The sequence below is a fragment of the Paenibacillus chitinolyticus genome, assembly GCF_045038035.1.
Taxonomy (GTDB): Bacteria; Bacillota; Bacilli; order Paenibacillales; family NBRC-103111; genus Paenibacillus_F; species Paenibacillus_F chitinolyticus_A.
The window spans coordinates 1,628,244-1,652,795 of record NZ_CP173427.1 but is presented as its reverse complement, the minus strand read 5'-3'; the positions used below and the strand labels follow the sequence as shown (position 1 = coordinate 1,652,795).

General features: G+C 52.9%; 16 protein-coding genes. 3 read left to right on the top strand and 13 right to left on the bottom strand.

Annotation, left to right across the window (positions count from 1 at the left end; translation table 11 throughout):
• Positions 1 to 6: 6 nt before the first annotated feature.
• From ACI48J_RS07530 to ACI48J_RS07500, 7 genes are all read right to left on the bottom strand, one after another.
• The gene (locus tag ACI48J_RS07530; protein WP_405082328.1) at positions 7 to 4,881 is read right to left on the bottom strand and encodes a DUF6603 domain-containing protein; all 4,875 of its coding nucleotides are present in this window, start codon (positions 4,879 to 4,881) and stop codon (positions 7 to 9) included.
• A gap of 72 nt (positions 4,882 to 4,953) precedes the next feature.
• Positions 4,954 to 6,390 carry a hypothetical protein gene (locus tag ACI48J_RS07525; protein WP_405082327.1) on the bottom strand — a complete coding sequence of 479 codons (1,437 nt, stop codon included), beginning with the start codon at positions 6,388 to 6,390 and terminating at the stop codon, positions 4,954 to 4,956.
• 243 nt (positions 6,391 to 6,633) lie between these two features.
• The gene (locus tag ACI48J_RS07520) at positions 6,634 to 7,050 is read right to left on the bottom strand and encodes a DUF2569 family protein (protein ID WP_405082326.1); all 417 of its coding nucleotides are present in this window, start codon (positions 7,048 to 7,050) and stop codon (positions 6,634 to 6,636) included.
• A 275-nt stretch (positions 7,051 to 7,325) separates the two neighbouring features.
• A complete protein-coding gene (locus ACI48J_RS07515; protein WP_405082325.1) occupies positions 7,326 to 7,745 on the bottom strand; it encodes a helix-turn-helix domain-containing protein in 420 nt (139 codons plus the stop codon).
• Positions 7,746 to 7,863: 118 nt separating this feature from the next.
• On the bottom strand, positions 7,864 to 8,400 hold the full coding sequence (gene sigK / locus ACI48J_RS07510; protein ID WP_405082324.1) for an RNA polymerase sporulation sigma factor SigK: 537 nt from the start codon (positions 8,398 to 8,400) through the stop codon (positions 7,864 to 7,866).
• Positions 8,357 to 9,997 carry a recombinase family protein gene (locus tag ACI48J_RS07505; RefSeq protein WP_405082323.1) on the bottom strand — a complete coding sequence of 547 codons (1,641 nt, stop codon included), beginning with the start codon at positions 9,995 to 9,997 and terminating at the stop codon, positions 8,357 to 8,359. The genes sigK and ACI48J_RS07505 overlap by 44 nt, the downstream gene beginning before the upstream one ends.
• Positions 9,998 to 10,267: 270 nt before the next feature.
• Entirely contained in the window at positions 10,268 to 11,029 is a 762-nt protein-coding gene (locus ACI48J_RS07500) for a hypothetical protein (protein WP_405082322.1), read from the bottom strand.
• A gap of 275 nt (positions 11,030 to 11,304) precedes the next feature.
• Here ACI48J_RS07500 and ACI48J_RS07495 point away from each other — a divergent pair, with 275 nt between their 5' ends.
• The 3 genes from ACI48J_RS07495 to ACI48J_RS07485 are packed head-to-tail and all read left to right on the top strand — an operon-like array spanning position 11,305 to position 14,893.
• Positions 11,305 to 12,813, top strand: a complete 1,509-nt coding sequence (locus ACI48J_RS07495; protein ID WP_405082321.1) for a tyrosine-type recombinase/integrase — start codon at positions 11,305 to 11,307, stop codon at positions 12,811 to 12,813.
• 14 nt (positions 12,814 to 12,827) lie between these two features.
• Positions 12,828 to 13,955, top strand: coding sequence for a site-specific integrase (locus tag ACI48J_RS07490; protein WP_174350202.1), 1,128 nt, complete (start codon positions 12,828 to 12,830; stop codon positions 13,953 to 13,955).
• Positions 13,952 to 14,893: a tyrosine-type recombinase/integrase gene (locus tag ACI48J_RS07485; RefSeq protein ID WP_379270127.1), complete on the top strand. Its 942-nt coding sequence runs from the start codon at positions 13,952 to 13,954 to the stop codon at positions 14,891 to 14,893. Before ACI48J_RS07490 ends, ACI48J_RS07485 begins: the two co-directional genes overlap by 4 nt.
• 438 nt (positions 14,894 to 15,331) lie before the next feature.
• Here ACI48J_RS07485 and ACI48J_RS07480 read toward each other — a convergent pair whose 3' ends face one another.
• The 6 genes from ACI48J_RS07480 to ACI48J_RS07455 all read right to left on the bottom strand — a co-directional run bounded on the left by ACI48J_RS07480 (position 15,332) and on the right by ACI48J_RS07455 (position 24,440).
• Positions 15,332 to 17,416 (bottom strand): DEAD/DEAH box helicase, encoded by a 2,085-nt coding sequence (locus ACI48J_RS07480; RefSeq protein ID WP_405082320.1) that lies wholly within the window; start codon positions 17,414 to 17,416, stop codon positions 15,332 to 15,334.
• Position 17,417: 1 nt separating this feature from the next.
• A complete protein-coding gene (locus ACI48J_RS07475) occupies positions 17,418 to 18,563 on the bottom strand; it encodes a BREX system ATP-binding domain-containing protein (RefSeq protein ID WP_405082319.1) in 1,146 nt (381 codons plus the stop codon).
• Between the two features lie 462 nt (positions 18,564 to 19,025).
• Positions 19,026 to 20,246: a BREX system ATP-binding domain-containing protein gene (locus tag ACI48J_RS07470; protein ID WP_379276784.1), complete on the bottom strand. Its 1,221-nt coding sequence runs from the start codon at positions 20,244 to 20,246 to the stop codon at positions 19,026 to 19,028.
• Positions 20,243 to 21,406 (bottom strand): BREX system ATP-binding domain-containing protein, encoded by a 1,164-nt coding sequence (locus ACI48J_RS07465; RefSeq protein ID WP_181410088.1) that lies wholly within the window; start codon positions 21,404 to 21,406, stop codon positions 20,243 to 20,245. Before ACI48J_RS07465 ends, ACI48J_RS07470 begins: the two co-directional genes overlap by 4 nt.
• Positions 21,407 to 21,432: 26 nt before the next feature.
• Positions 21,433 to 22,245: a hypothetical protein gene (locus ACI48J_RS07460; protein ID WP_141334514.1), complete on the bottom strand. Its 813-nt coding sequence runs from the start codon at positions 22,243 to 22,245 to the stop codon at positions 21,433 to 21,435.
• A gap of 14 nt (positions 22,246 to 22,259) precedes the next feature.
• Positions 22,260 to 24,440 carry a HelD family protein gene (locus ACI48J_RS07455; RefSeq protein ID WP_405082318.1) on the bottom strand — a complete coding sequence of 727 codons (2,181 nt, stop codon included), beginning with the start codon at positions 24,438 to 24,440 and terminating at the stop codon, positions 22,260 to 22,262.
• Positions 24,441 to 24,552 lie beyond the last annotated feature (112 nt).

Here is a 24,552-nt window from a genome sequence, read left to right as displayed (position 1 = left end):
CTCCTTTCACGGCTTCACCTGCATGGGAGAATCGGTAAAGAGATCTCCCGCTTCTTCGGCAAGACGGGGCAAAGGTCCGTTCGTGCCGCTGTAGGCCTGCATGTCCTGCAACGCCGCAAATATGGCGGCCCGGTTTGCCGCGGACGGCCCCATAACTCCCGCGATATCCCCCGGTGTCGTATCTGCCGGAACGGGCGCATAATCGGTATTCACGGCCCCTCCGCGTTCGAACGGGAGCCGCCCCTGCGGCACCACGTCATCGTAAGCGAGCAGGTCCGCCTGCAGGCCTGCCGCCGAATAGCCCAGCTTCGACGCGGGAGGGGTAACCGTTAAGCCCGCGGGTGTATTCCGCGTCGTGTCGCTGCCCGGCACCTGCGGATTGCGCATAAACCGGCCGTCCGCATCCTTAAGCGGCTCTCCCCAAAGCGCCGTCGGCATGTTGCGATAATACGGAACGAGCCGCCATCCGGAAATGTCGTGATCCGAACCGTCTTTTTCGACCGTCAGGTGATGCTCGGACGAGACGTTCGTTTTGTCCATTGTCCGGATTTGTACGGGGTAGGCTTCCGGATATTCCGGGTCTGCCACCGGGCTCATTGCTTGGCCCGCCGTGAAATGACTGGCCGGGATCGCCGTCTGTGTCGTAAAGCTGAAGGAGCCCGCACGAACCAGCCAAATATCCGGCCCCGGTTGAGACGGGGAAGGCCCCGGCGGTTCGGCCAGGGAAGACGGTCCGGATGACCGGGACGGTTCACACAGTTGAGATGGCTGAGACGCTTCAGATGGTTGAGACGCTTCAGATGGTTGAGACGGTTGAGAGGGATGATACGTCTGAAGCGGCGGCACCGCCGTGCTCTCCTCGCCCCTCCCCGCAGCACCTTCGCTGCCTGATTTCAAAGCCGTGCCCGAGCCGCCGGGAGAAAGTGAGCCTGTCAAACCGGTCACGGCCGTAATTTTGCAAACGTTGTCCAGAGAAGGGAGCAGCGATTTGAACTGGTCCCACTGAATCGGCGTTTCGTCCCCTTCCGAGCGGTCGGCTCCGAATCCGACCGTGAACGAGATGACCCACCAGTGTACATGCGCCTTTCCGCCCGTCGGCGGTCCCCACAGCTCTACGGATGCCCCCAGCTCGACGCTGATCGTTTTGGTTACGAAAAGCAGGTCCAGACGATACGAGGCCCCGATGTTCACGCTGATACCCGCCTGGAAATGGAACGGATGGAAGGTGATCAGCAGATCCGCGCGGGCGGTGAACCAGGCTTTTAAATCGCCGTCGTGAAAAAGAACTTCCAACCCCCCGCCGGCCATAACGGCAGCCGGAGTCAGGGCGAAATAAGCTTCGCCGTGTATATTTACATAGTCGCTGACCGCCCAATTGAAGCCGATCCGCGGCACGGCCGGGTAAAAGGACGGAGGCTTGAAGCTCGGATGATAGCCGCCGAAGGTGACGACAAACTGGCCTTCCTTCTCCCCTTCGTACCAAAGATAGAAAGCGAAGCCTCCCGTCAAATGACAGTTCGGATCGATCAGGAACGAATTCGGAGTTAAAAGAGCCGTCAACCCGAAGAAACCGGCGGACGGCTTCCAGTCCGCTTCCAGCTGAAGCTCCGCGTAAGCGTACATGGCGCTGCCCGCCTGGGGCAGACGAATGGAGGAAAGCCCGAGCAGGGCCAGCTCCAGCTCCCTGCCGAATTTGGCGATAAGCAGGGCGCGGGTATGCAGCAGCTCGTACGACCAGAAATCGACGCCCACGGCCAGCCAGTACTCGCCGGTTTGAGGACGGATCCATGCCCTTTTCTTGCCGGGCGCGTATTCCTGCGTTCCTTCCAGCTGCGCCATCACTTCGTTCATCGACAGTTTAGGGCCCGAATCCCGAGTCAGGGCGAGCAGCGGAAATTCAAATACTTCCTCCGGCGCGGGCATAATCACGTCCCTGTTGTAGCCGAAACCGGCGGACAAACCGGTCACAAACAGTGCGGGAGGACCGCCGAGCGGCGTATCCACATTTGCGAACACGAAGAGCGACGGCTGGCCGTCCAGCATTTGCGCGTACGAGCCGAGCGCTTCCAGGGCAAAATCGGCGGTCCGGATCGTTGCGGCCCCGTCATACATAAACCGGGCGCCCGCCGGCGGGGGCACGACTTCCATAAAGCTGCCGCCGATTTCCAGAGGCGTCTGAGTGTAGTCCACGCCGATTCCGAGCAGCTGGAATTTAAGTTCGAAACGATCGAGCGGGGAACCGAAACCCATGCCGGCCAGACTGATCGTCAAGCCGGATAAGCCTAAAGAGCCGTCCAGCATAAACCAGAGGGTCCCGTCCCTGTAACCGATGCCCAGGCGGTTTATCGAAACCGGGCCGAACGTTTTCTGCACAAGGAACCACTTGGCCGAGGATCCCGAGGAAGCGGAAGATGTCGAGACAGCCGGGACAAGCGGGCCGCCGGACGGTGCGGACACCGCCTCGTATGCCGCGGGCGATGCCAGGGTATCCGGATTGGCCGGGTCCTGCCGCCCGGACGCTTCCGCGGCCAAGGGCTCCCGGAGAGCGGGCGGTTTCTGCCCTCCCCCCGGTATAAGCGCGAAAGACAACGTTTGCGGCGTCCCGCCGAAACGAAGATCCGCGCCCGCGGTCAGCCCCGCCTCCACACCCGACGGCAGCGGATGAACCGATCCAGGCAGCAGCTTGTTGATCTGCGCCGCCTGGACCGGCGTGAACGGGGCGGATGCGTACAAAATCTGCAGCTGCTGAACGGCAATCGTATCGTCGGCGGGAAGCTCTTTGCCGATAAGAGGCAGATCGGTCAAGCTTACATGCGCGTCAAGGTCAAGCCCGAGGGCAAACTTGCTCTCTTTTGTATCCTTGTAAAAAACGAATTTCACATCCCGGAGATCGATCGCCAGGCTCTGCGAGATTTCCGCCGCCAGCTCCGGCGACAGGGACGCAACCAGATCGCGGATGGAAACGGCGGGCGGGGAGCCGCTTTTCCGGCTGTACGTCGCTATAAAGGTCTGCGACGTCAGATCCTGCCGGTCGAACAGCAGGTCGAACTCCAGCCCTCCGATGACGATTTGACCGCCGAAAAAAGCCTCATACCGCGCTTCGGCGGGATCGCCCGTTCCGGTCTGGTTCGAAACGACGCGGATGCTCAAGGTTACGGCAACGGGTACGGAATTAACTTTAAAATCGCTCTCGACCGTAAAAAAGAAGCTGTTCGCGGAAGCGGAGGAAGCGTACTTCAGCTCCAGATTTTTGAGCGTCATCCCGCGTAGGGGAGCAGGAATGCCCACATCGAATTTGGCCGCGAGATCGTCCAGCAATTCCCCCATCGGTATCGGGCTCTCTTTCCCCGCTTGTACCACGATGGTCCAGCCCCCCGGAGACGTGCCGCCGGAAGTACCATCGGAGCCGGCCTCCAGCGACAAACGGGCGTCCACTCCGGCGATGGTCATCGTCCCCTCCAGACTGAAGCTGGGCTGGCCGTCGTAATCCAGTTCGAACACGAGATTGTTCATTACAAACGTGTTCGGGCCCGTTCCGAGCGGATGCTGGGCCAAGCCAGCCCGGATAAAGTATGTTCCGGCGGTGGAGCCGCCCATCTGGAACTCCTCCACCGCTATTTTGTACGCGCCCGTCGGCAACCCGAATTTGGCGGCGATCATCGTGAGGTCGATTTCGCTCCACGGCTCCATCCGCACGACGACCGACAGATTGGGAATCCGCGGAGAGGGCACCAGATTCGCCGAAACGAGCAGATCGACGCCCCCGATGTCCAGAATACCGGACATTTTGTAGGAAGCGCTCGGGTGATCGAACGGGCGCCGGACCGCCACGGCCGCCTCAATATCGCCGATTTCGACCCACTTGGGAACGATAGTCAGCGGCTTGTCCTCAAGTGCGGTAAGCGTCGCCTTCACGTACTCCACGCTTCTGGAGCCAAGACCTATACCAAGCGCCAAACGTCCGATCTTGACGGACGCGAGCATGCTTTCAAACGACGGAGGAAGATACTCCGTGATGCTGACGCCGCCGAACCAATGGGCGATGTCGTCAGGGGAAGGAAGATCCACCGGGCCTTCCAGGAAAAGCTCGGCAATCCCTCCCCCCGCGGGCGGAATAAGCGAGGTAATCCGTACCGGCTGCCCGTTCCACTGGATCGTCGCCGTGATTTCCAGCCCGGACGGCGCACCCGCTGCCGCAGGGTCATGGACGAGCCTGGCGTCGACGGGCACTTTCATCGCCTGAAAAAGCCCGGATAACCCGCCGCCGTCATCCGGCACCTTCAGAACGAGCGACAAGCCCGGTGCACCTGCGTCCCGCAAAACGACGGGACCGAACGCGGGCGGACCTTCGCCGACCACCCAGTCCGCTTCCAGCAGCAGCCCTTTTGTTCCGTCCAGCGTGCCATAGAAATAAACGGCGCCGTCCATGTCGAGGCCCAGCTCGGGTTCAGCGGCTTTTCCGGCGGCAATCAGCCATCTCGGCGTCTTGGCGTCCGTACCCTGCTTCAGTGCCAGCTCCTGCCAGAACGTGTTCGTCAGCCAGGGCAGCGTATCCCCGAAGCGCCAGTCCGGCGTTACCGAAACCGAGAGCACGAGCACCGGTTCCGAATCGGCCCCGTATACGGCGCCGCGAACCGAAACCGTTTTCTTCGCCGGAAAAAACATCCTCGGCGGGCTGCCGGCCAGTTGAAGGCCGGCGCCTTCAAACGTAACGATCCCCCCCGATTCCGCAGGAGCCGCCTGTACCCCGGTCACGGTCAGCGTCCTGCTTCCCGTCAACTGCCGGAGCGTCTCGCCCGTCGGGCCCAGCTTCGCCGTATCCAGCGTCAGGGTCCCGCTTCCCGCTTCGTACATAGTTTGAAGATCGGACAGAAAGCTCACGCGCACTCCTCCTTTCCTTTTTTAAACAAGTTCCAAAACATCCTGGAGCCCAAGCTTCGCTTCCCTTGAGCCTTATACATATTGAAGCTCCATCCGGATCGGCAAATGATCGCTAATGGCATGATGGTACACATAGTGGGCTTCAAACATGGAAGACGGCGGTCCGGCCAGTTTGGGCGCGGCGTTGAGCATGTCGGTAACCGCTTTCGATTTGCGTTTCTTCGCATTTTGGCGGTCCCACCAGTTGTTGTAAATCGTTTGAGCCAGACTTCCCAGTTCGGGGGAGTAGGAAGCAGTCGTTGTCGACCGCGTCTCCATAATGGGAGCGCCGCCGGGCTGAACGCCGATTTGTACGCTTTTGGGGATCATGACATCCATCAGATGGACCACATAGGCCGCAGAAGGATCGGCTTTGGGGGCTTTTACGAAAAACTTATCGTACTCGCTGGACAGCACACTTTCGATATTCGCGGAACTTGCTACCGTGTTGGAGGGATTCACAAGCGTTGAAGTGAGACTCGTTTTGCTGCTCCACAGCCTTTTTCCGTAATTGAGTACGGTGGACAAGGCCGGATTGCTGGCGGGTTTGGGGAAATCGGGGCCGGTAATACGCTGAAAAGGATGCGCGTAGATATAGGCGCTCTGGGCGTCGCGCACATATTGGAGTCTGCCGAGGCTCATGTCAAAATAATTGAGCGCCCATTGTTTAGCCGCGTCCACCGCGCTTACGTTAAAATCGCCCATAATGACGCCGACAGCCGCATTCTCGACAGTCGGATTCAATTGGTTGCTGGCGATAATCGGCAGGCTGTCTCCGGGTCCGGGTGCGTGGTAAAGGACGAGGGTGAGGTCGACATTCGTTCCGCTTGTCAGGGCGCGCAGCACGAAAGGCGGGCGGGAACCGCGAAGCGGGAACGCTTCCGGCGATTCGGCCAGGAGCAGATCGACGATGTCCTTTTTCTGGGCGTCGGTCAAGGCAATCGTGGGGGCTTTCTTCGTCAAATCCAGCAGTTTGTAATTTTTTAGCATCAGCTCGAACTTTTTGTAAGGAATCATAAAGGCCGCATCGAGCCATCCGTTCTTGAACAGGCTTTTCCAAAACAATTCTTGATCGCTTGCGCTCACTTTATAGGTTTTGAAATACGTATCGAACATGGTCTCGCCGACAACGTTCCACAGAAGGCTTGCCTGCCTGCTGAACAAGCCGCTTTTCCATAGAAACACATACTGCTCATTGGGGCGCGCCGGCGTCATTTCACTCGCTTCTCCGGTCCAGGTGATGCCGCTGCCTTTGCCGTTGTTCTTTTTCTTCTCCAGGTTGTTGAGGCAGGTGACGAGCGTGTCCTTGATTTCGTTGCCGAGCCAGCCGACCAGCTCCATGATTCCGACGACATCCGATTCGGTCAATTGAATGACCCGGGCGACGTACTCGATAAACGACACGTCGTTCATCTTGTCCTCCCCGAATTTTTGAATGTTCCACGATAAAAGCTTAAGTGAGCCTGGCACTGCTCATGCCTCCCGTCTTGAATCCCGCTTCGATTAACAAAGCAGGGAATACGATCATTTATCTTTTTCTACTAGATGTTCCATTTTCCTCCTGTAAAGGAGCTGAATTTTTATATTCGTGGGATGTAAGATTACTTATCTTATACAAAAAATTACGAGGTTCAAGAACGAAGCAAAACCCCTGACACCAACTGTCAAGGGTCGTAGTTAAGTAGAACAAATCCTGGGTAAACTCGTTAAACCTCAAGCGATATACGTATTTCTCACCCGCTCCGATTTCACAAAATACAAAGTCCAAATCAGACAGGTGATCCCGGTCTTTATCAAATCTCGAAGGGCCCCGTCTACAAAATCGGGTGCCAATTCGGAAACGGACAAGTAAGCGTAATAAGCAACCGCAGAAAGCAATAAGCTTAGCAGCAGGTAAGCGATGGACACCGTTTTAAAAAGCCGTTTTTGTTTGAAGCACAGGTAGCCGAGAACCAATGGACATACCGCATAGAACAGATGCGAAACCGTCTCCACTAAAACGGCCGCACCCAAAGCCGGATAGTCGCTGAAATAAGCGACAGCTTCCCCCGACTCATACATGGGCCATACATAATCGACCAGGCTATAGACGGCGTAGATAAACGTAAGGATCAACCCGATCGAAAACACAATTAACCAACCGCCAAATCCCGATATTCCCGCTCGTGAATGATCGCCCTCATAAACCTCTTTTCCGTTTTGATTCAACTCTCTGACAAAAGGCTCCATATTCCGATCCGCTCTTTTCCTTAAATTTACTTCCTCGTTCATTCAAGCACATTTTCAAATCATTGAATATGGGGTTATTTTGTCGAAATTGCTAAAGAAAAAAAGACCTCAGGCGAGGTCTTTCAAGGTATGGTATGGAGCGCGGGCTCGGTGATGATCTTATGTAGACAGATGATTTAGGAACGCTCTACCGAAGTGTCACCGGAAGCCGTTTCTTTTGAAGCAAGATCGCGGTTGTAAAAGTATTTTACGGAGCTTTCGAACTGCGAGACGATAAACAGCTTATCTCCTTCGCTCAGTTCATCCAAACGCTCCAGCGTTTCTTGATCAAAAAGGTAGAGGTAGTTCGTTACCGCCTCACCGGTTTCCGTACCCGAGTACCCCGCCATATTCATCAGCTGCTGATAGGGATAATTATACGCTTTGGCCAGACGTTTTAACGTTTCCGGAGAAGGCTTCAATGCGGCGCCGGTTCTGGGATCTATCCCTTTCTCGACATAGCGCAAATAACTGTGACTGACACCGGCACGCTGCGCAGCCTCTCTCAAGCTTTCTTTACCGCGCAGATTTTTTAGTATTTCTCCTAAAGTAGTCAATCTGGAACGCCTCCCAACCTCTTTTCTTATATAGTACAATATGTACTACATGTATTACAAGCAGAAAGTAAAAAAACCCTCATCAAGAGGGGGTAATCCTGTATCAGAAAGGTTCCTTTTACCGCTTCGCTTTGTAAAACTCGTGGTACAGCTTCATCAGCGCTCGTTTCTCTATGCGTGAAACATAACTCCGGGAGATTCCCAGTTCCTTCGCGATTTCCCGCTGGGTCCGCTCTTCACCTCCGTGTTCCAATCCGAAACGTCCGACCACCACTTCTTTTTCGCGTTCGTCCAAAATATCGAGGTTGCGGTAAATCTTGCTTTTCTCGATCTTCAGCTGCACCTTGTCGACGACGTCGTCCGCTTCCGTTCCGAGGATATCGATTAACGTAATTTCATTACCTTCCTTATCGGTTCCTATCGGATCGTGTAGTGAAACGTCTTTTCGTGTCTTTTTCAGAGAACGTAAATGCATGAGGATTTCATTCTCTATACATCTTGCCGCGAAAGTCGCCAGCTTGGTCCCTTTGGTCGGGGAAAAGCTCTCGATCGCTTTGATGAGGCCGATCGTTCCGATCGAAATGAGATCTTCCAGATCCTCGCCGGTGTTGTCAAACTTCTTGAGGTTGTGAACACGAACCGATGTCATCCTCATGCTGAATAAATTGTTGGCGTTTTAACTCATCTAGTGCTCCGACTGCAGTAATCTGTACTTCGTTCCCGTCGTAGCGAATAATAACTTCATCAACCAGGGTCTCCAGGATATGTCGCTTCTCCTCAAGGGTAAGCTCGTCGCCGGCGCTCTCGATAAAGTTTCGGACAGCCTTGGAGACCTCGGCAATCCGATTGGCCGATATTTCCTTCTCCGCTTGTTCTGACAACTGCTTTTCGTACCCGGCAAGCTCTTGCTCCAACGACTTTAGTCCGGCATTAATCTTTTGCATTTCGGTAAGCATCTCCTGCTCATCAATGACCTCCCGCTTGAACATGATTTTGATTTTTTCCTTTTCCTTCTCCTTCTGCTCCAGCTGACGTTTGATGTGGTCCGCGGCGGATTGAAGTTCCAGGTTAATCTCATTCGATTTGCTTTGCAGCCGCTCCATATAATCATCGGGATTAGACAATGTCTCCAAAATGAGCTGCCAGACGTAATGATCCAACATATCGGCGCGCAACGTTTGAGTTGGGCACTTCTCAACTCCTTCACCATACTTCTTTGGGAAGAGGTTTGGACATCTGTAGCAGGTGTAACGGATCTTTTCTCCCGTTTCTTTATTTACCCGGCCTGTATAAGTAGTTGCTTGCCACATTCTGCCGCAATGTCCACACCGGATCATGGATTTTAACAAATACTCATACTTTACATTTCCTGACCGTTTCATGTTTTTCTCTTTCTGCACCTGGGCTAATTCAAACAGTTGCGGGTCAATGATACTTGGCACGGTAACCTCAATCCAGTCCTTTTCCTCGCGAAAGGCATATGTTTTTTTCGGTGTGCCGTTCTTGGTTTTCTCCCCGCGAATCTTCCGGGTTTCTCTACGATTGTAATAGAACTTGCCGATGTACACCTCAGAAGTAAGAACCCTTCTAATGGAACTGGCGCTCCAGTTCCTGCTTTCCCCTCGTTTGGGTACCGCCCCCAACGCATAGAGTCGATCCCCGATTTCACGAAGCGTATAGTTCTCATGAACATACCAGTGGTATATCTTCTGGACAAATTCGGCTTCCTGCGCATTGATAATCAAGGTATTTTCATGAAGATCATATCCATAGGGAGCCACACGCATGGGCATGATCTTCTTATCTTTTTCCACCGCTTTGAGTCTTCCGCGTACCGTCCGCTTCTTGATTAAAGACAACTCGTATTGTGCTATGGAACTCATCAGGTTGAAAAAAAGCTGCCCTTCCGGCGTATTCCGGTATTCCGTGTCCACGAACACCAGCTCGATATTGCTCCGCTCCAGCTCACGGCAAAGGATTAATTTATCCGTCAAGTCCCTGGTCAACCGGTCAGGATGCGTAACAATCAAACGACGGATCAGACCTTGTGCAGCATCCTGCCTGAATTCATTCATGGCGGGCCGATCAATATCTTCACCCGTGAATCCTTCCTCGCGATAAACCTTGATCATGGATTCGGGGATCCCCAAATCTTTCGCTTTCCGCATACAAATCTCAATTTGTGCATCAAGGCTTGTGCCCTCTGATGCTTGCATTCCTGTAGAAACCCGTGGATATATAGCCGTATACATGGAGGTTCACCATTCTCCTTTCTTACCACAATTACATTCCAGTATGGACAAACGAAGAAACAAAAAAACCGGCTTATTCAGTCGGTTTCAAGATCAAACGCTTTAGGATGTAGTCTATAACGGCATTTTTGGCTTCGGCAGCAGATAAGGTGTTTGAGTTTTGTGCAGTATCGCTACATAAAGTATGAGGCACATATACGATTTTGATTGTCGGCATTCGCTCCATACTTTTCACCTCAATACACCTTATTCCATCTGCGGTTTGTCCTATCACAAGCGCATGGTGTTTTGGATATACTTGAACTCTGTTTCCATGATCCGAGCAATAGCTGATTCATGATCCGCCCCAATGAATGTCCAGTATCGGTACCCAGGTATAACGGATTGGGTAATGAATCCAGACCATGTGAAGGACGTCGATTTTAGAGCGGACATGAGTTGGTCCAAACTCAATAAATCAGCTTGATAAAGATCAACAACGACCACATCCGCTCGTGATTCCAATCGGATATAACATTCTTGATCCGTGCTTGTCTGGACGACATATCCATTTACATCTCTATTACGGTCTTCAGCCATTCTCAATAGCGGAATTATGGCTTCCATACAAGTTAAAGCTATCCCGCTAAAATCATAATTTTTGAAGTTCCATCGCTCTACAACAGACCCATCCTTATAAACCCAATCAAAAGGTACGCGGTGGATGATGCCAAATTGGGCTAGCAGCTCATTGGTAAATCTTCTTCTATATTTCACTGGATGATATAGGTCAGAAATCGTTGAAGAAGAATCCGAAAAATCCCCCAGCAAGAGTGTTCTTAGCTCCACTGTCCTTAAAGCAAAAGCCTGAATCAATGCTCTTCGACGATTAGGCAAGGAGAGCTTCCGCAGCAGAATACCAAAAGTTATTGGGTCAGTAGCTGCCAGTTCTTTCACCTCATACCAGTCTCGATCATGCCTGCTGATATAAGTGATTTCGTCTATTTCACCATGGATGAATTTTAAGGCTAGTTGAAGAATGTCTTCCTTCAACCTAAGCTTTACACTCCATCAGCTTAATCCCGTATCAAAGCACTCATCATCAACTCTCCACAAATGGAGCAGATTCTTGTTTCTTTCGACCGAAATCCTCGCATAACCCGAAAACCCAACGAGCTTTTGCTCCATTTGTGGAGCAACCAGGACAGAAAACGAAAGCAAATGATACCTTTACATCAATGATGTGGACCATCGGGCCCCACCTCCTTTCTTAAGCAAAAGCTGCTGTCTGAACGGTCAAAGAAACAGAATCTGAGGGAGAGATGTAGATGGATAACGATCAGAATATTAAAGATATCGATATTTTGGGATTCATGTATTCGGATCATTGGAAGCAAAATGCGAAAACTATTGCAGAGATTGCTTCTTATGAGAACTCTACTTCGCTAGAATGTTTAGAAACCTCCCCAACTGGCAATCATGATATCAAGAGCTTAAGTTGGGAGAAGGTGCTGTTGTTCTTGAATACCATGTATGCATTTCGTTGGCCTGAAGAGGATACGTCAATAAGTTCTCTAGGCTCGCATGGCTTGAATGAATGGCTTTTTAAAACCCAAATCCAAGGTCGAATTTTTACACCTGTAGTACTCGATTTCCTGGAAAAGAAAAAGTCACTCAAATCAACCAGCTATTTTTCTTTGATTCAATACGCACTAGAGCTCATTAATTTTTTCAAAACCCGCACTGGGCTTGATGCTCGATCCATTCAAGACAAGGAATTGACCAATAAAGATGACCTTATTAATTTCACGGAACAATCATACCCGGACTTTATTCAACGAGACATGATTCTTGCGATATCTAGAAAATTATTCTCGTATGAATTCGATCTAAAGAAACCTTGTGAGAGTCAGTCTCCAGAAGAAGCAACTCAAGTTATCCATCACCCTGCGATAAATGCGCACATCATCTATTTAATCCGATCAGGGGTGAAAGTTAAATCTGTTGCCAAGTACAAGTTCAGTTACACCATGTTTATGAATTGGCTCCATACCGATTACATCCAATTCCAGAGTAACTCGATCAACGACCTTCCTTTATCGATGGTTACGGAAGAGCTACTCATCGAATTCAGGCAGTACTTATTACGGCTGGCATCGAAAGGTGTCTATAGCAAACACACGGTTAGTGACCGTTTCTACGATATCCGATACTTATTGTCTAACCTTTTCAAGTTAGGCTGGCTCTCTAAAGACATTACTTTGGATGTCTCCGGAATCCCGTATGAGAAGTACCTTTATCGCGATTTACCGACCGATGCTGAACTTCAAAACTTTTACCAAACGATCCTACGTCATTCAGACCAGCCAATACTGGAGCTCGCAGCATTTGGGTTGATGCTCTTACTTGGGTTGCGGATACATGAGGTAGCAAGTATTCGTTATGAGGACCTCAATATAGAGAATAAAACCATCTCTGTCTTCGGCAAAAACGAGAAATCGGTCTTGCTCCCGTTACCTGAACCATTACAAAAGTATTTTCAATCTCTGATGGCAAGCCGTTCTCGTAATGACTATGTGTTCGGCGACAATATCCAAGCAATTATTCGCGAATTACGGGCACGCTACAGGCTCTATTCCTTTGTCGCTGGTTGGAATTATCCGGGAGGTCCCCATTTACTCCGGCATGCTTTCATAAGCAGGCTGTCGGAACGTTCGGATTGCCCGCCACAGTTACTGATGTATCTAGCAAGACATGACCGGCCAGAAAATACTGCACGATATGTTCATCGAAGTCCACATCAATTAACAGATGCCGTGAATAAAATCAACTACTGATAGGAGTTGTTCACATGCCAAAAGTAATCCGAGATACTAAGTACTCTGAACTCAAGGAACAATTAAACCAGTTGTTAAGTCATTATGGTCCAGAGAAAATGCGACAAGTTATGGAAACCTTTCCTGTCCAGACACAGACAAAACCTAATATGCCCCCGGCAGTGCGGAACGTTTCATTTCTCGAAGCCGTTGATGCTTTCTATCAAAGCAGCAAGTTTTCTGGTCTTAGCCGGACCACGCAAACAACGTATCGGTCAGAGATGAAACTTTTCCAGCAACATGTGAAGGAAAAGTTTGGAAACGATCCGCAGTTTGAAAAGGTATCAAACGGCGAATTCTTGTCCGACTATATTAAGCTTAATGAGGATCCTAATACAAAAGCCAAGAAGTCTTCCTTTCTTCGCACCTTCATAAAGACCACATACAAAATATTTTATGGCCATCAGGATCTCGGGGACTTGAAGACTATACTACGCGTTCGATGGTCAAACGATGACGCACCAAAAGCCTTTACTAAAGTGCAGATCGCGGAAATCTTGCAGATCGCTCAATCTCGTAACCACGATAGCCTTTACACTGCAATTATCTGGACTTTCCTTGGGAGTGGAATTCGCATAAACGAGCTCTGCCATCTAAGAATCGGTGATATCACTCCTGATACTCAAACAATCAAGGTAACACCCAAAGGGGCTGAGAATACCAAGAAAGTCCGAAAAATCAACGAGCTCGCCTTAATGATGCTCACAGATTTTATAGAGAAAAAATACAGTCGCGCTCGCGAGGTGATGCCAGATTCCGATTATCAAAGGCTCTATATCTTTTCAAGCACTGCCGGGGATAAACCCATCACATCTAGAGCCATTCAGCAATTTATAAAACGTATTATTCGCGAGTCTCAGTCGATAAAGGAGGAAGACAAAGATCGTTTAGGTCCTCACTCTTTTCGTCATTCTTTTGCCGTTCAAGGCCTTGAAGCAGGGATCGATATATACACCCTCTCGAAGCTTTTAGGACACGAATCGATCGACAGCACAATGAAATACTTGCGGCTATTCGATGATCAGCTTCGAGACGCCATTAACAAGCACCCATTTGCTCAAGAAGTCATGAAGCAAATTAAGGAAAGGCTGGAGAAAAAATGAGCCACTTATTATTGGACTCTCCATACTATGCCAATTGGAAGAAACATACCCATCTTAAAGAATCGGCAAAATACACTTATAGCCGTCAATTCCTCAAATTTGAGCACTACCTTAGTCAGGATTACGATGGAGAACTGGATTTCGATAAATTTTACTACGACACGGAATCCGAGACCTATCGTCCTATTGATGCTAATTGCATCGATGGTTATATTGAGTTCTTGAAGCAAAGATATCAGGCCTCAAAGAATACCATTTTCAATAACATAGTTTATCTGAAGCACTTTTTCACATTACTCCATGGCCTTGGTATGGTTAAGCAAAACCCCATGAAAAATTTCCCAAACCCTTATTACGAAAGACGAATTATTGATCGTTCTCTTTCGCTCGAAGAGTGTCAGAAATTATTTCAAGTGGCTATTAAAGCCGACCCATTTGTCCGGAAGTACTTCACCCTATTTTTGCTAATGACTACGACCGCTCTTCGAAACAGGGAGATCATACAGTTAACGCTTGAACAGATTGATTTTGAGCGCAGGGTTATTATAGTGAATAAAGGACAGAAAACCATATCCGAAGTCGTTTACATGCCCGATTCCCTCGTTGAAGAGTTGGAACGTTATTTGAATCATCCTTCTATACAAGAATGGCTGAAATCCGGCCATCCAGAGGTTTTCTTCGAGAATAATCGTCCCTTAACCAAGGAAGCGTTAAACCGGATCATTAAGGCGTTTTGTCGGGAAGCCGGAATACTAAAGAAAGTCACAGCCCATAGTTTCCGGCATACAACGGCATACTTGATGCAAAAAAGTGGAATTGACATCATCGCCATTAAGCGCCAACTACGCCATAAGCAGCTGTCGACAACTTTGCGATATGTTCCTCCAGTTGACGCTGCCAAGCTGTTGAACGACGCGTGCTCAACTCTAATTGAATAACAACAAAAAGAACCCGAAGAAAGCAAAGAAAACATGCTTTCATTCGGGTTCATTTATTTGAACAATTATAGTACACAAAGACAGACTAGTCCTGTGGTGTAATTAATCTCCATAAAGGGAATTGGATACCGTTAAGCTCACGGCTCGTGGATAGGTATCAATCAGCTGTCCCGCGAGGACATGATTTGGGCCAGAGGATGGCAGCTCATTAGGCTTCCGTTGGGAACAGAAGCGATAGAAGGACTGATTACATTATAATTCTAGTAATGATTAATTTCAACATTCTTATAGACCCGCGTAAAATGAGATGAATCTTTTCTTCAAAGATCGATAGAAATGATGATACTCTCTCCGCCAAGCATTGATTTCTGTTTCATGCCTTTAATGTCGACAATTACTACTATAGGCCTAACAGCAGTTGTTAATTTTAGACTAGCCCTAATTTCCAATAAACAACCCCAACACCTCTACTGTTTCCTCCTCCGCACGCGTCCAAACCGACTCCCGCAACTCTTGCACAAGCCCCTCCGGCCGCAGCCAGCCTTGCACATCTCGCAGGCGAAGCTTATCTGGCAGCATCCGGTTTGCCAGTGGCAGACCTAACTGGCTCTCAGCAGTATCCAACCTGATGCTCACAGCGACGTGTAAGAGGTCTGCTGCAGGATGAACTAGCCAGCGTGGCTTCAGCTCCTCGCGGAAGCTGACGTAGTACGGCGTGATCTTCGACGGTCGTTCCTCGGGTGCGACGTAGACGGACAACAGCCGCAAGGCGAGGCTCATACGCACGCCGCCGAGGTGGAAGGCGCAGTAATACCCGTCCTTATCCTGCACGACAGGCCACTCCCCCTCCGCCAGCTGCAGCTTGTGGCGAAGCACCATCGGATGCTCGGTCCTCCGGTTTGCCGGACCGCTCACGTATGACCATTGACTTTCGCCATCGGGCAGCCGGGCTGAGGACTTGACCTTGAGAGAGTAAGCAGAGCGTTCGACCACTTGAAAGTGGTTACCGCCGATGCTAAGTCCTTTGCCTTTCAAGTGTTTTACTTGGTTAGCCAGCCTCCGCCCAGTGACCGAATCCACGGCGGTTTGGCCTGGCAGCGTCTCGATGACAGAGTGAAGCTCGCCCCGCAAGGCCCGATCTCTTGCCTTGGTCGTTAAGCGAACCCCCCTCGGTGTATCATGAATATCACCGCCGTTAGCCATCATCGTTAGCAGTTCCTGCATAATGGCGCCATCCACTTCCTTCTCGAACAGACGGCAAATAAACTCCCGACTGCGCACTCCCCCCTTACCCTGAAATATGTAAGACAGTACCTGCTGCCGCAGTACGGAGCTGATCGGGCCTACTGGTTGATTAGCAAACCAGCCTACGCGAGCCGCTTCGAGCATCGCCTCCTGCAACACCGCGTCCTGCTCAGAGCGGGCGCACAGCATGACCTGCGTATGCTGCGAGCGGCGATTGCCGCGGCCGATGCGCTGCAGGAAAGCTGCCATATCCGGCGGCGGAGCGTCCAGGGCGACGCCGTCGACGTCGCCGATGTCGACCCCTATCTCGATGGTCGAGGTGGCAACCAGCACGTAGCGGTCGAGTCGGCGCACGTCCCGCTCGGTCATCTCGCGCAGTGTCTTCCCCAAGCTGCCGTGGTGCGCACCGACAGAATACCCAAAAACCCGCAGCTCCTTGCACAGTAGTTCGGTGAGCTCGTCCACGCGCTTGCGGTTATTGCAGAAGACGACCCATTTCTCAGAGCTTCGTCCCTTTGCACCGAGATACGCCGGGAGGGCTCGCTCCACAGGAGCAAACCGCATGCCAGGCGGCACCACTTCAATAATCTCCCGCTTTCCGGGTACGAACACGAGTCCGCCGCCGGGAAGAAAGGTGTCAATGACGGCCTGAGGCTCGGCGACCGTTGCGCTGAGGCCGACGATCTGCAATTGTTTGCTCCGAGTCCAGCCTGAATCATAAGCATGAGCCACCAGCCGTTTCAGCCGCTCGATTAGCCATCTTGTCTGCTCGCCGCGCGGAGATCCGTGCAGCAGATGAATTTCGTCGAGTACGACGGCGCGGACGTGAGCCAGAACGTGAGCGCTTCCATCCTCGGCCAAACCACGGCACAGCATACTGTCAAGTGACTCTGGCGTCGTAACAAGAATATGCGGAACCGCCTCCGACTCCCATTTGTATTCCCCCGTACGGCGCACGAGACGAAGCCCGAGCCGCTCTGCGGCCGGACCGAGCCTTGCATGGATGTCGTTGACGAGCGCCCGGGTAGGTGACAGATACAAGATCGTCCACGGACCGGACATCCCCTTCAGCCGCTCTACTAGCGGAGCATAAGCTGCCTCGGTCTTGCCGCTGGCAGTTGCTGCACAGATGAGAATGTTCCGACCGTCCAGAATCGGCCCGATCGCTTCCCGCTGGACCGGAGTCAGCCGTCCGAAGCGCTGGAAGAACACCGGCCATACCGTAGGAAGACGCCTGCTCAGTTGACGGTCCTTCTCGAGCTCCTGTGATGTTGTCAAACTAAGCCATCTCCTTCGGCGGTCCGTACAGTACGTCCAGGAACGCCATATACCATTTGATAAACTGCCTCAGCAGCTCGCTCTCTACATACCCGCGTCCGTCCAGCAGCGTATGCACGCGGTCGGCTACATTCGGATCGTAAGGGCGCTGAAGCTGATACGCCTCTTGATAAAAGCGGTAAATTCGATTGGCGAGTTCGAGCCGCTCCTCCTTTTGGAAAAAACGCAGTTCCAATGCGGAGCCTCCACTTGCTTCGACCAGATCGTTCAGGTAGACGTCTCCCTCGTCCATCGAGTCTCCCACGGTACCAAAATAGAGTGCTAGCGGCACCTTTGGCAAATTGCGTTGTCCACTGACATAACATTCTATCGCCCTCAAGGTCAGCATCAGCTTCTGCTTCTGTGCCTTGGTCAGATGCTTGTTCTCCGTCTCGAATTCGTCGATCGTAATGATAAGCCCCTTATACCCTGCAGCCTTAGCTAGCCAAGCCGTTCCTAGCAGCGATTCGACTAAGCCGTTCGGGCGGTCGAGAAGAGAGCGCGGGACCGCAGGGAAAACCTGCACACTCGCTCGTGTTTGCTTACGCAACTCCCGGTCCAGATCGGTCGCCGATACTTCGTCGCTCCCGCTGAAGACGGCCTCCAGCTGCTCGGTCCAAATATCCAGCGTACCGGCATGCTGCAGCATCGAGACGACGCCCAAATGAGCATCAACCGCCCGCAGCCCGGATAAAGGCAAATACGAGGATGTGCTATTTTGGATCACCTTCTCCAACAAGCCTACCAGTGGATACTCTGTCTCCTCCTCCTGGCTGTGAAGCGTGCTGTAGATCGCATGGATTAGCTTAGCCGGGTCGGACAAGGTCATACCTTCGCCGTTTACCTCGACGTGAGCAACCATGTAGCCTTCCCGCTTCGCAAGGGTCCGGATGGCGGACATCGTATGGCTTTTGCCTGTGCCATATGCACCAATGACCTTGTGCACGCGTGGCTCCAAAACAGGGAAGGATGAGTTAATCCACTTGCTTAGCTGCTCATAACCCAGGGTAAACTGCTCGATGTGACGATGCGGCACGAGTCCGAACCGCAGCGCCTCCAGCGAGCAGCGAGCCTCGAAGCCCGGGTCGGACAAAGGCGGTGCTGGCATAGGCGATGGGGCCGCCGCAGGTGGAGTCCCCCCAGAAGTCGCAGATGCACCTGGCCCAGGCTCTAGCGAAGGTACTTGCACCCCTCCTGAACCGGGCGGCTTCGGCCTCGCACCGATCAGCTGGCCGATGCGTGCCAAATGCCCGGACGCCGCTGGAGCAGCCTTGCTGAGCGGCGGGGAGTGTGACTGTGCTGCTCCAGCACCAGCAGAACCGGCTGCTACAGCAGGCCCGTTCCCCTGCGGTGAACTGTGGCTCGCAGCAGCCCCAGTCCTGGCGGCCTGCATCCCAGATGAACCTGCAGCTCCTTCAACCAATGAAATATTCGCCGTATTAAATTCTGCTCTTGTCGAATATGGCGCATCCAGCTCGACGATGGCTCCTCGTGGCGTAGCCTTGACAACGGTGCCTAAGCCGAGACCGGTAACGGCGACCCGTTCTCCGTGCGCAGGTGTCCACATAGCCTATACCTCCGTTTCCTGGCCTGTCGCAACGAAGGCCCAGCCGTCGTCGTAGATGTTCATCAACATGGTACACACTTCCTTCACCAGCGTCCGGCGTACGCTCGAACTGAGGTCCTCTGCCGCCAGACGTGATGCGGCAGCCTGAGCCCGCCCAAGCGCCTCTGCTTCCGGAACCGCCATGCTATCCGCCCAATGGCTGTACATAAGACTCACCAGCCGGCCCGCAATCTCGACCAGCTCCTGGTCACGGTTTTGTCTCCGCTGCAGATCGATCAGAGGCGCCAGTACGTTGCCCTCAAAGAAATCGGCTCCGGGATGCAGCACGCGCTGCTGCAGGGCAGGGAACGTATCGAAATCGGCAACGATATCCGGTGTAAGCGCATAAGCCATGAGCAGCGAGCCGTTTTGCAAAGCGTTAAGCCCGTTAATGTCCGCCATCAGCATGGAGAGGATGCGCTGCTTCTTGCGTGTGTCCACCTGGAAGCCCTGCTCGGCCTCGTCGAAACCGACGACTGTTCCGCTCCAGCCCACCTGACGGACGAACTGGGCCAGCGTGTGCAGCGCACGGATCGCGTACAGGTTGCTTTCCGCGCTGGTGATCTTCGGCGCCTTAAGCAGCTTGACGTGCTCGGCGTTGTCCATCTCTCCTCCCAGCCAGCGGCACAGCGATTCCAGCCGTTCCTCCTGGTTCTCCGCGCAAGCCGCACATGCCTGCCGAAGCAGCTGCCCATAGAAGGGCCACTTGTAATCCACATCCGACAGAGCGGAGATCCACCCGTTCAGCAGCATCTCGGCAGCAGCCGGGTTATCCGGCACCTGATTTCGTTTGTACGCAACCGCCTCCTGAATAAGGGCGCGGATACCATGCCGCTGGGAGCGCGGAGTGCGCAGCTCATGGGCAATTTCCCGGAACACGAGCATGTAACGGGTAAAATCCACATTTTTATTCAACGTGACCTTAGCTGTAACGCAACTCTCCGATCGGGCCACCTCAATCAACTGATGCAGAAAATGCGACTTGCCCGAGCCAAAGGGACCGACGATGAATTTCTCCGAAGAACGTCCCCGTTTAAACTGGTCGCGGATGTATTTATTTCTCAGCTTCTCAAAAGCCGCATCAAAGCCGACGCCAAACAGACTGCAGCCCTCCTCCGGGGCCGTGCCGTTCTGGGCCATCGTTTCAATCATCGAGAGCACATGGTTGGCGCGTTCTTGAGTCATCGATATTCCTCCTGCTCCAGTCGTAATAAGCTGTTATACGCCAGCGTTTTCATTAGCATACGTTTATGCCCTTCGTCCGCTTGCTTCTGAAGCACCTCCATGCCCTTAGCCCGCAGTTCCGCGGCAAGACCCTCCGAACGGCCGCCAAGAATACGTACCAGCTCGGTAAAATGATCCGCCGCCTCCTCGAGGAACGCTTCCGGCGTCGCATTGGCATTCACTTTCTCTACGCTTGAGGCGGTGAGACGCCAGGCCTTCCCGAGATCGAGATGAGGCGGAATCAGGCGCTGCCCCAAGGCCGGATACTCCTCCGTACACATGGAGATAAAGCCAGGCAGCACCGCGAACACGGCAACTGTTCCCGGCAGCGCGCCAGTTGTGCATCCATCGATGAACCGGCGCATCAGATTCGCTGCAATGTTGAGTTTACGCGTAGGCATTTTGCCCTTCGGCTGAAGCGTCCGCTCGTTCTCGTCGAACAAGAGCAGCACACCGGGCACACCCAACAGACGGAGCCCTGCAAGAACGGTTTTCATGTATTGCTCGGCATTGCGCTGGGAAAGGTAGCCCTTGATCCCGGTCAAGCCATATCGCTTGAAGTCGGCAGCGGCTACACGTCCGCCGTTCAAATACTCATGGAGAAGCCTACGGGAGTTGTCTCCATGCTGACCGCGGTGAACACCCCACCACATGGCATGCTGCATCCCGGGGTGAGGGAGCTTCGCTTTACGCAGGCTCAACGCTCGCTCCGACTGGTCTGCCTCCAGAGCCTCAAGGATGTGTGGCAAAGAACGAACCGTTCGGCCCCCGTTCCTCCACTCCAGCTGCTCCAGGAAAAACTGCGTAATCTGCTTCCAGTCCTCTAGCCGCATATCCTGCGACAGGTCGAAGTAAGCGACGGCCATGCCGCAGGAGAGTGCCCGGTGCCTAAGCAGCTGAAGCAGATGCGATTTCCCCGCTCCATAGGTGCCCTCGAACAATTTGACCGTAGCGCCGCCCTGCATCGCCAAGCCGCGAAACAGCTCCCGTTCCGCGTAATTCAAATAAGGGCCGTTCCCGACGTCAATGAGGTGGGCCGAATCTGGAGAAACGATGCCGGATTGCGCGACTTGCTCAAGAGTATCCAAAAGCTTTTCCCGATCCTCTGATGTCTGTATCATAATAGCGCTCATAGCTTGGTCCCGTCCTAATTCGCAGCCAATGCCGCAGCTACGTGGCAGATCATGTTATAGTCGACGTTCGGGTCGAGTCCGTTGATCGTCAAGCCTTCCTTGGACGTCTCCGTTTGGCTGCCTGTCAGCAGTCCGAGCCGCTGGTGGTTCGGGAGGCTGGAGGCGATTTTGCGGTACGTGTCCAGATTGTATTGGAACGCCCACAACGGATACTCTGCAGAGCCTTTACCCTTTGCTCCATTGTGGGTGAGATCGGCGGCGAGGAAGCCAAACAGCTTCGCTACCGTCCGGACGTACACCCGCTCGCCCGGTGCCTTGCCCGTATAAGCGAGCGCCATCTGGTACGCCTTCGTGAACAGCTCCCCGAGCTGCTCTTCTGGAAGCGCCTCCTGCTGCAGCTGCGTCAACGCCGCCTGAAAGCCGTCCATCACAACCGCTTCGCTATCCGCCTGTACCACACCGCCGATCGGTGTCCGGTTATAGCTGAATCGCACCTTAGCATCCGTCGTATCCAGTTCTAGGTATAGCGGACCGACCCGCCAGCCGCCTGCCATCTCGCGGAGGCCGAAGCCCGCATCCTTGGCGGCCTGGAGGAACACCGACAGCGTCTTTTTACATTGACTGTTGCGCTTGTCAAGCTCCTCCTCTATCAGAGGCAGAAACGCTGCCTTCAGCTCCTTATCCTGAAATTTGGACAAAAGCTTATGCGCCTCGGTGAGCGCCCCCGGATTGCCCGGCTTCAACTGGATAAAAGCAAGCTCCGCCTTGAAGCGGTCCTTCAGCACCTTCGAAATTTCCTTATGTACAGCGGCTAATTGAAATTCCATGTATGAACGTCCTCCTATGGCATATTCGTATGGGAAGCGAGCCAGCGACTTGGCTGGTCGTAATAAATAAGTTCCAGCGCCTCCTGCGCCCGCGTAATGCTAATGAAGAGCAGTCTCGCATCCAGTTCTGTATCGTAGGACAGCTCGCTGGCGTTCGGGATAATGACGGCTTCGAATTCCAGACCCTTCACAAGCGTGGACGGGATAAAAACAATCTGCTCTGTCAGCTCCTGGTCCAAAGCAGATACATGCTGCAACCCCTCAAGCCCTTCCTCATTCAGGTGTAAAAATAAAGCCTCTGCCAGCTCCGGCTCCTTCGGAATGATGGCGATGCGGCGATGGCCTGCAGCCTTCATTCGCTCAATGGAGCTGCGAAGCTGCAATACCAGCTCCTCAGGGGAGTCGACGCGGGTCATCGCAGGCAGATCGCCTGCATGCCGCACCGCCTGAATCTGCGGCAGCGTCTCGGACAAGCAGCTAAGCACATGATTCGCCAGCTCCATAATCCGGCGGGTCGAACGATAGCTGATAGCCGTCTCAACGTAGGTTAATTCGGGACCGAGCACCTCGTTCAGCCCAGACCAGTCCTGCATTCCGATCCATGGATGAATGTTCTGCGAGATGTCGCCGAGCAGCGTCATCGACTTGGCAAGCGGCTTCAGCGAGGCGATCAGGTACGGGTACGTGTCCTGTACCTCGTCGATGACGAGATAGTCGAGACGCTTATCCAACCCACCGAGGCGAGATTCGACGTGAAGGAGCGCGCCGAGGTCCTCATAGCCGACACGTTTGCCGTCCTCCGGAGGCACGGCTAGGCCTGCCCTTTCACAGAGGCTCCTATACCACTCGTAGGGGACGATCGGCTTCCACGCCGATAAATACGCATCCACCGGCTTTGTCAACGCCTCAGTTAACGCCTGCTGTTTGCGGTTAAGAAGCCGCTGCACCGCCTTTTCCGCTTGCTGGGCCTCCTCGTCCTCCAGGGCACCGATCCATTCCGACCGGAATGCTAAATATCGGCTTTTCAAATAGTCTTGCTGCCGGTTCAGCTCTGTCTCGAGCCAGGAACGAATCGACTTGGTCGTTTCGATACGGCGCTGGTTGAGCGGCAAATGCTTGTAGCCGTTGTAAATCTCGCGGAAAATATCCCCGATTGGCCTCTCGATCGGGGTGGCGCTGTTTAGCTGCGGAAAGTTCGTTGGAAGATACGCTTCCTCCAGCTCTCGAAGCCGCTCCTCGACGTAGGCTTGGTACTCGAGCGACGTCTTGTAGCGCAGCTGCGGACCATACACCGCATCCATTTGCGGGTCGGACGCAGTTTGGAGCCACAGCGCCAGATCCTCTTGCGGATGGCTGACGCTTTTGACCTGAGGGAGAAGCTGAATGCACAGACCGGAGACGGTATCTTGTGCGATGCTCTCGATATCCAGGTCCTGAATGACCTGCTGTATATATTGAATAAACATGCCGTTCGGCGCGAGAATAAGGATCTTCTCCGGGCTGAGCTGCTTCGGATATTGGTATAGCAGATACGAGATCCGGTGCAGAGCGATACTCGTTTTGCCGCTTCCAGCTACGCCTTGGATCAAGATCGGAGAGGAGATGCCGAGACGAATCATTTCGTTCTGCTCGCGCTGGATCGAGGCGACGATATCGCGCATCTTATGGTCTTCCCGGCTCTCGAACCAAAGCTGCATGAGGCGGTCGTCGTTCAGGGATGGCGCGGTCAATTCGTCCGGCTCTGCCTGATCGCTCAGGATGTCCTTTAGGTCCTCTACCTTGCGTTGACGAATGACAACATTCCGTTTACGGGTAATCGTAATCTCCTGCTCTCCGGCAGGTGTTTGATAGGTTATACATCCGTTGCCGCCCTGGAAGGAATAAAACACATCCCCGATCGGCGACTGCCAATCAATGATCAGGCTGTCCAGCCCATCGATCGTCGTCACGGGCACCTTGCCGATTCGATATGTAACTCTTACCCCGTCCTCCACCACCTCAAGCTTGCCGATGTACGGCACTTCCATCGCTTTTCGATAAGATTCCCGTCTTTTCTTATCCCGGGCCGCCCGGTACTGACCGTCGACGGTTGCGGAGTAACGATTATTTTCCTCCAAATAGGTCACGATCTGTTCGATGGATTGAATCGTTTGGTTTACTTCCTGCTGCTCTTGTAGAATAATCTGCTGCTTCATGTCTCTCACCTATAGGCAAATCATTATGTATATGGGTTATTTCGACAAAAGACCACAATATTCCTGCAATCGTTGTTGTCTGGGGTATTTTGGTACACAACTATATTATGAC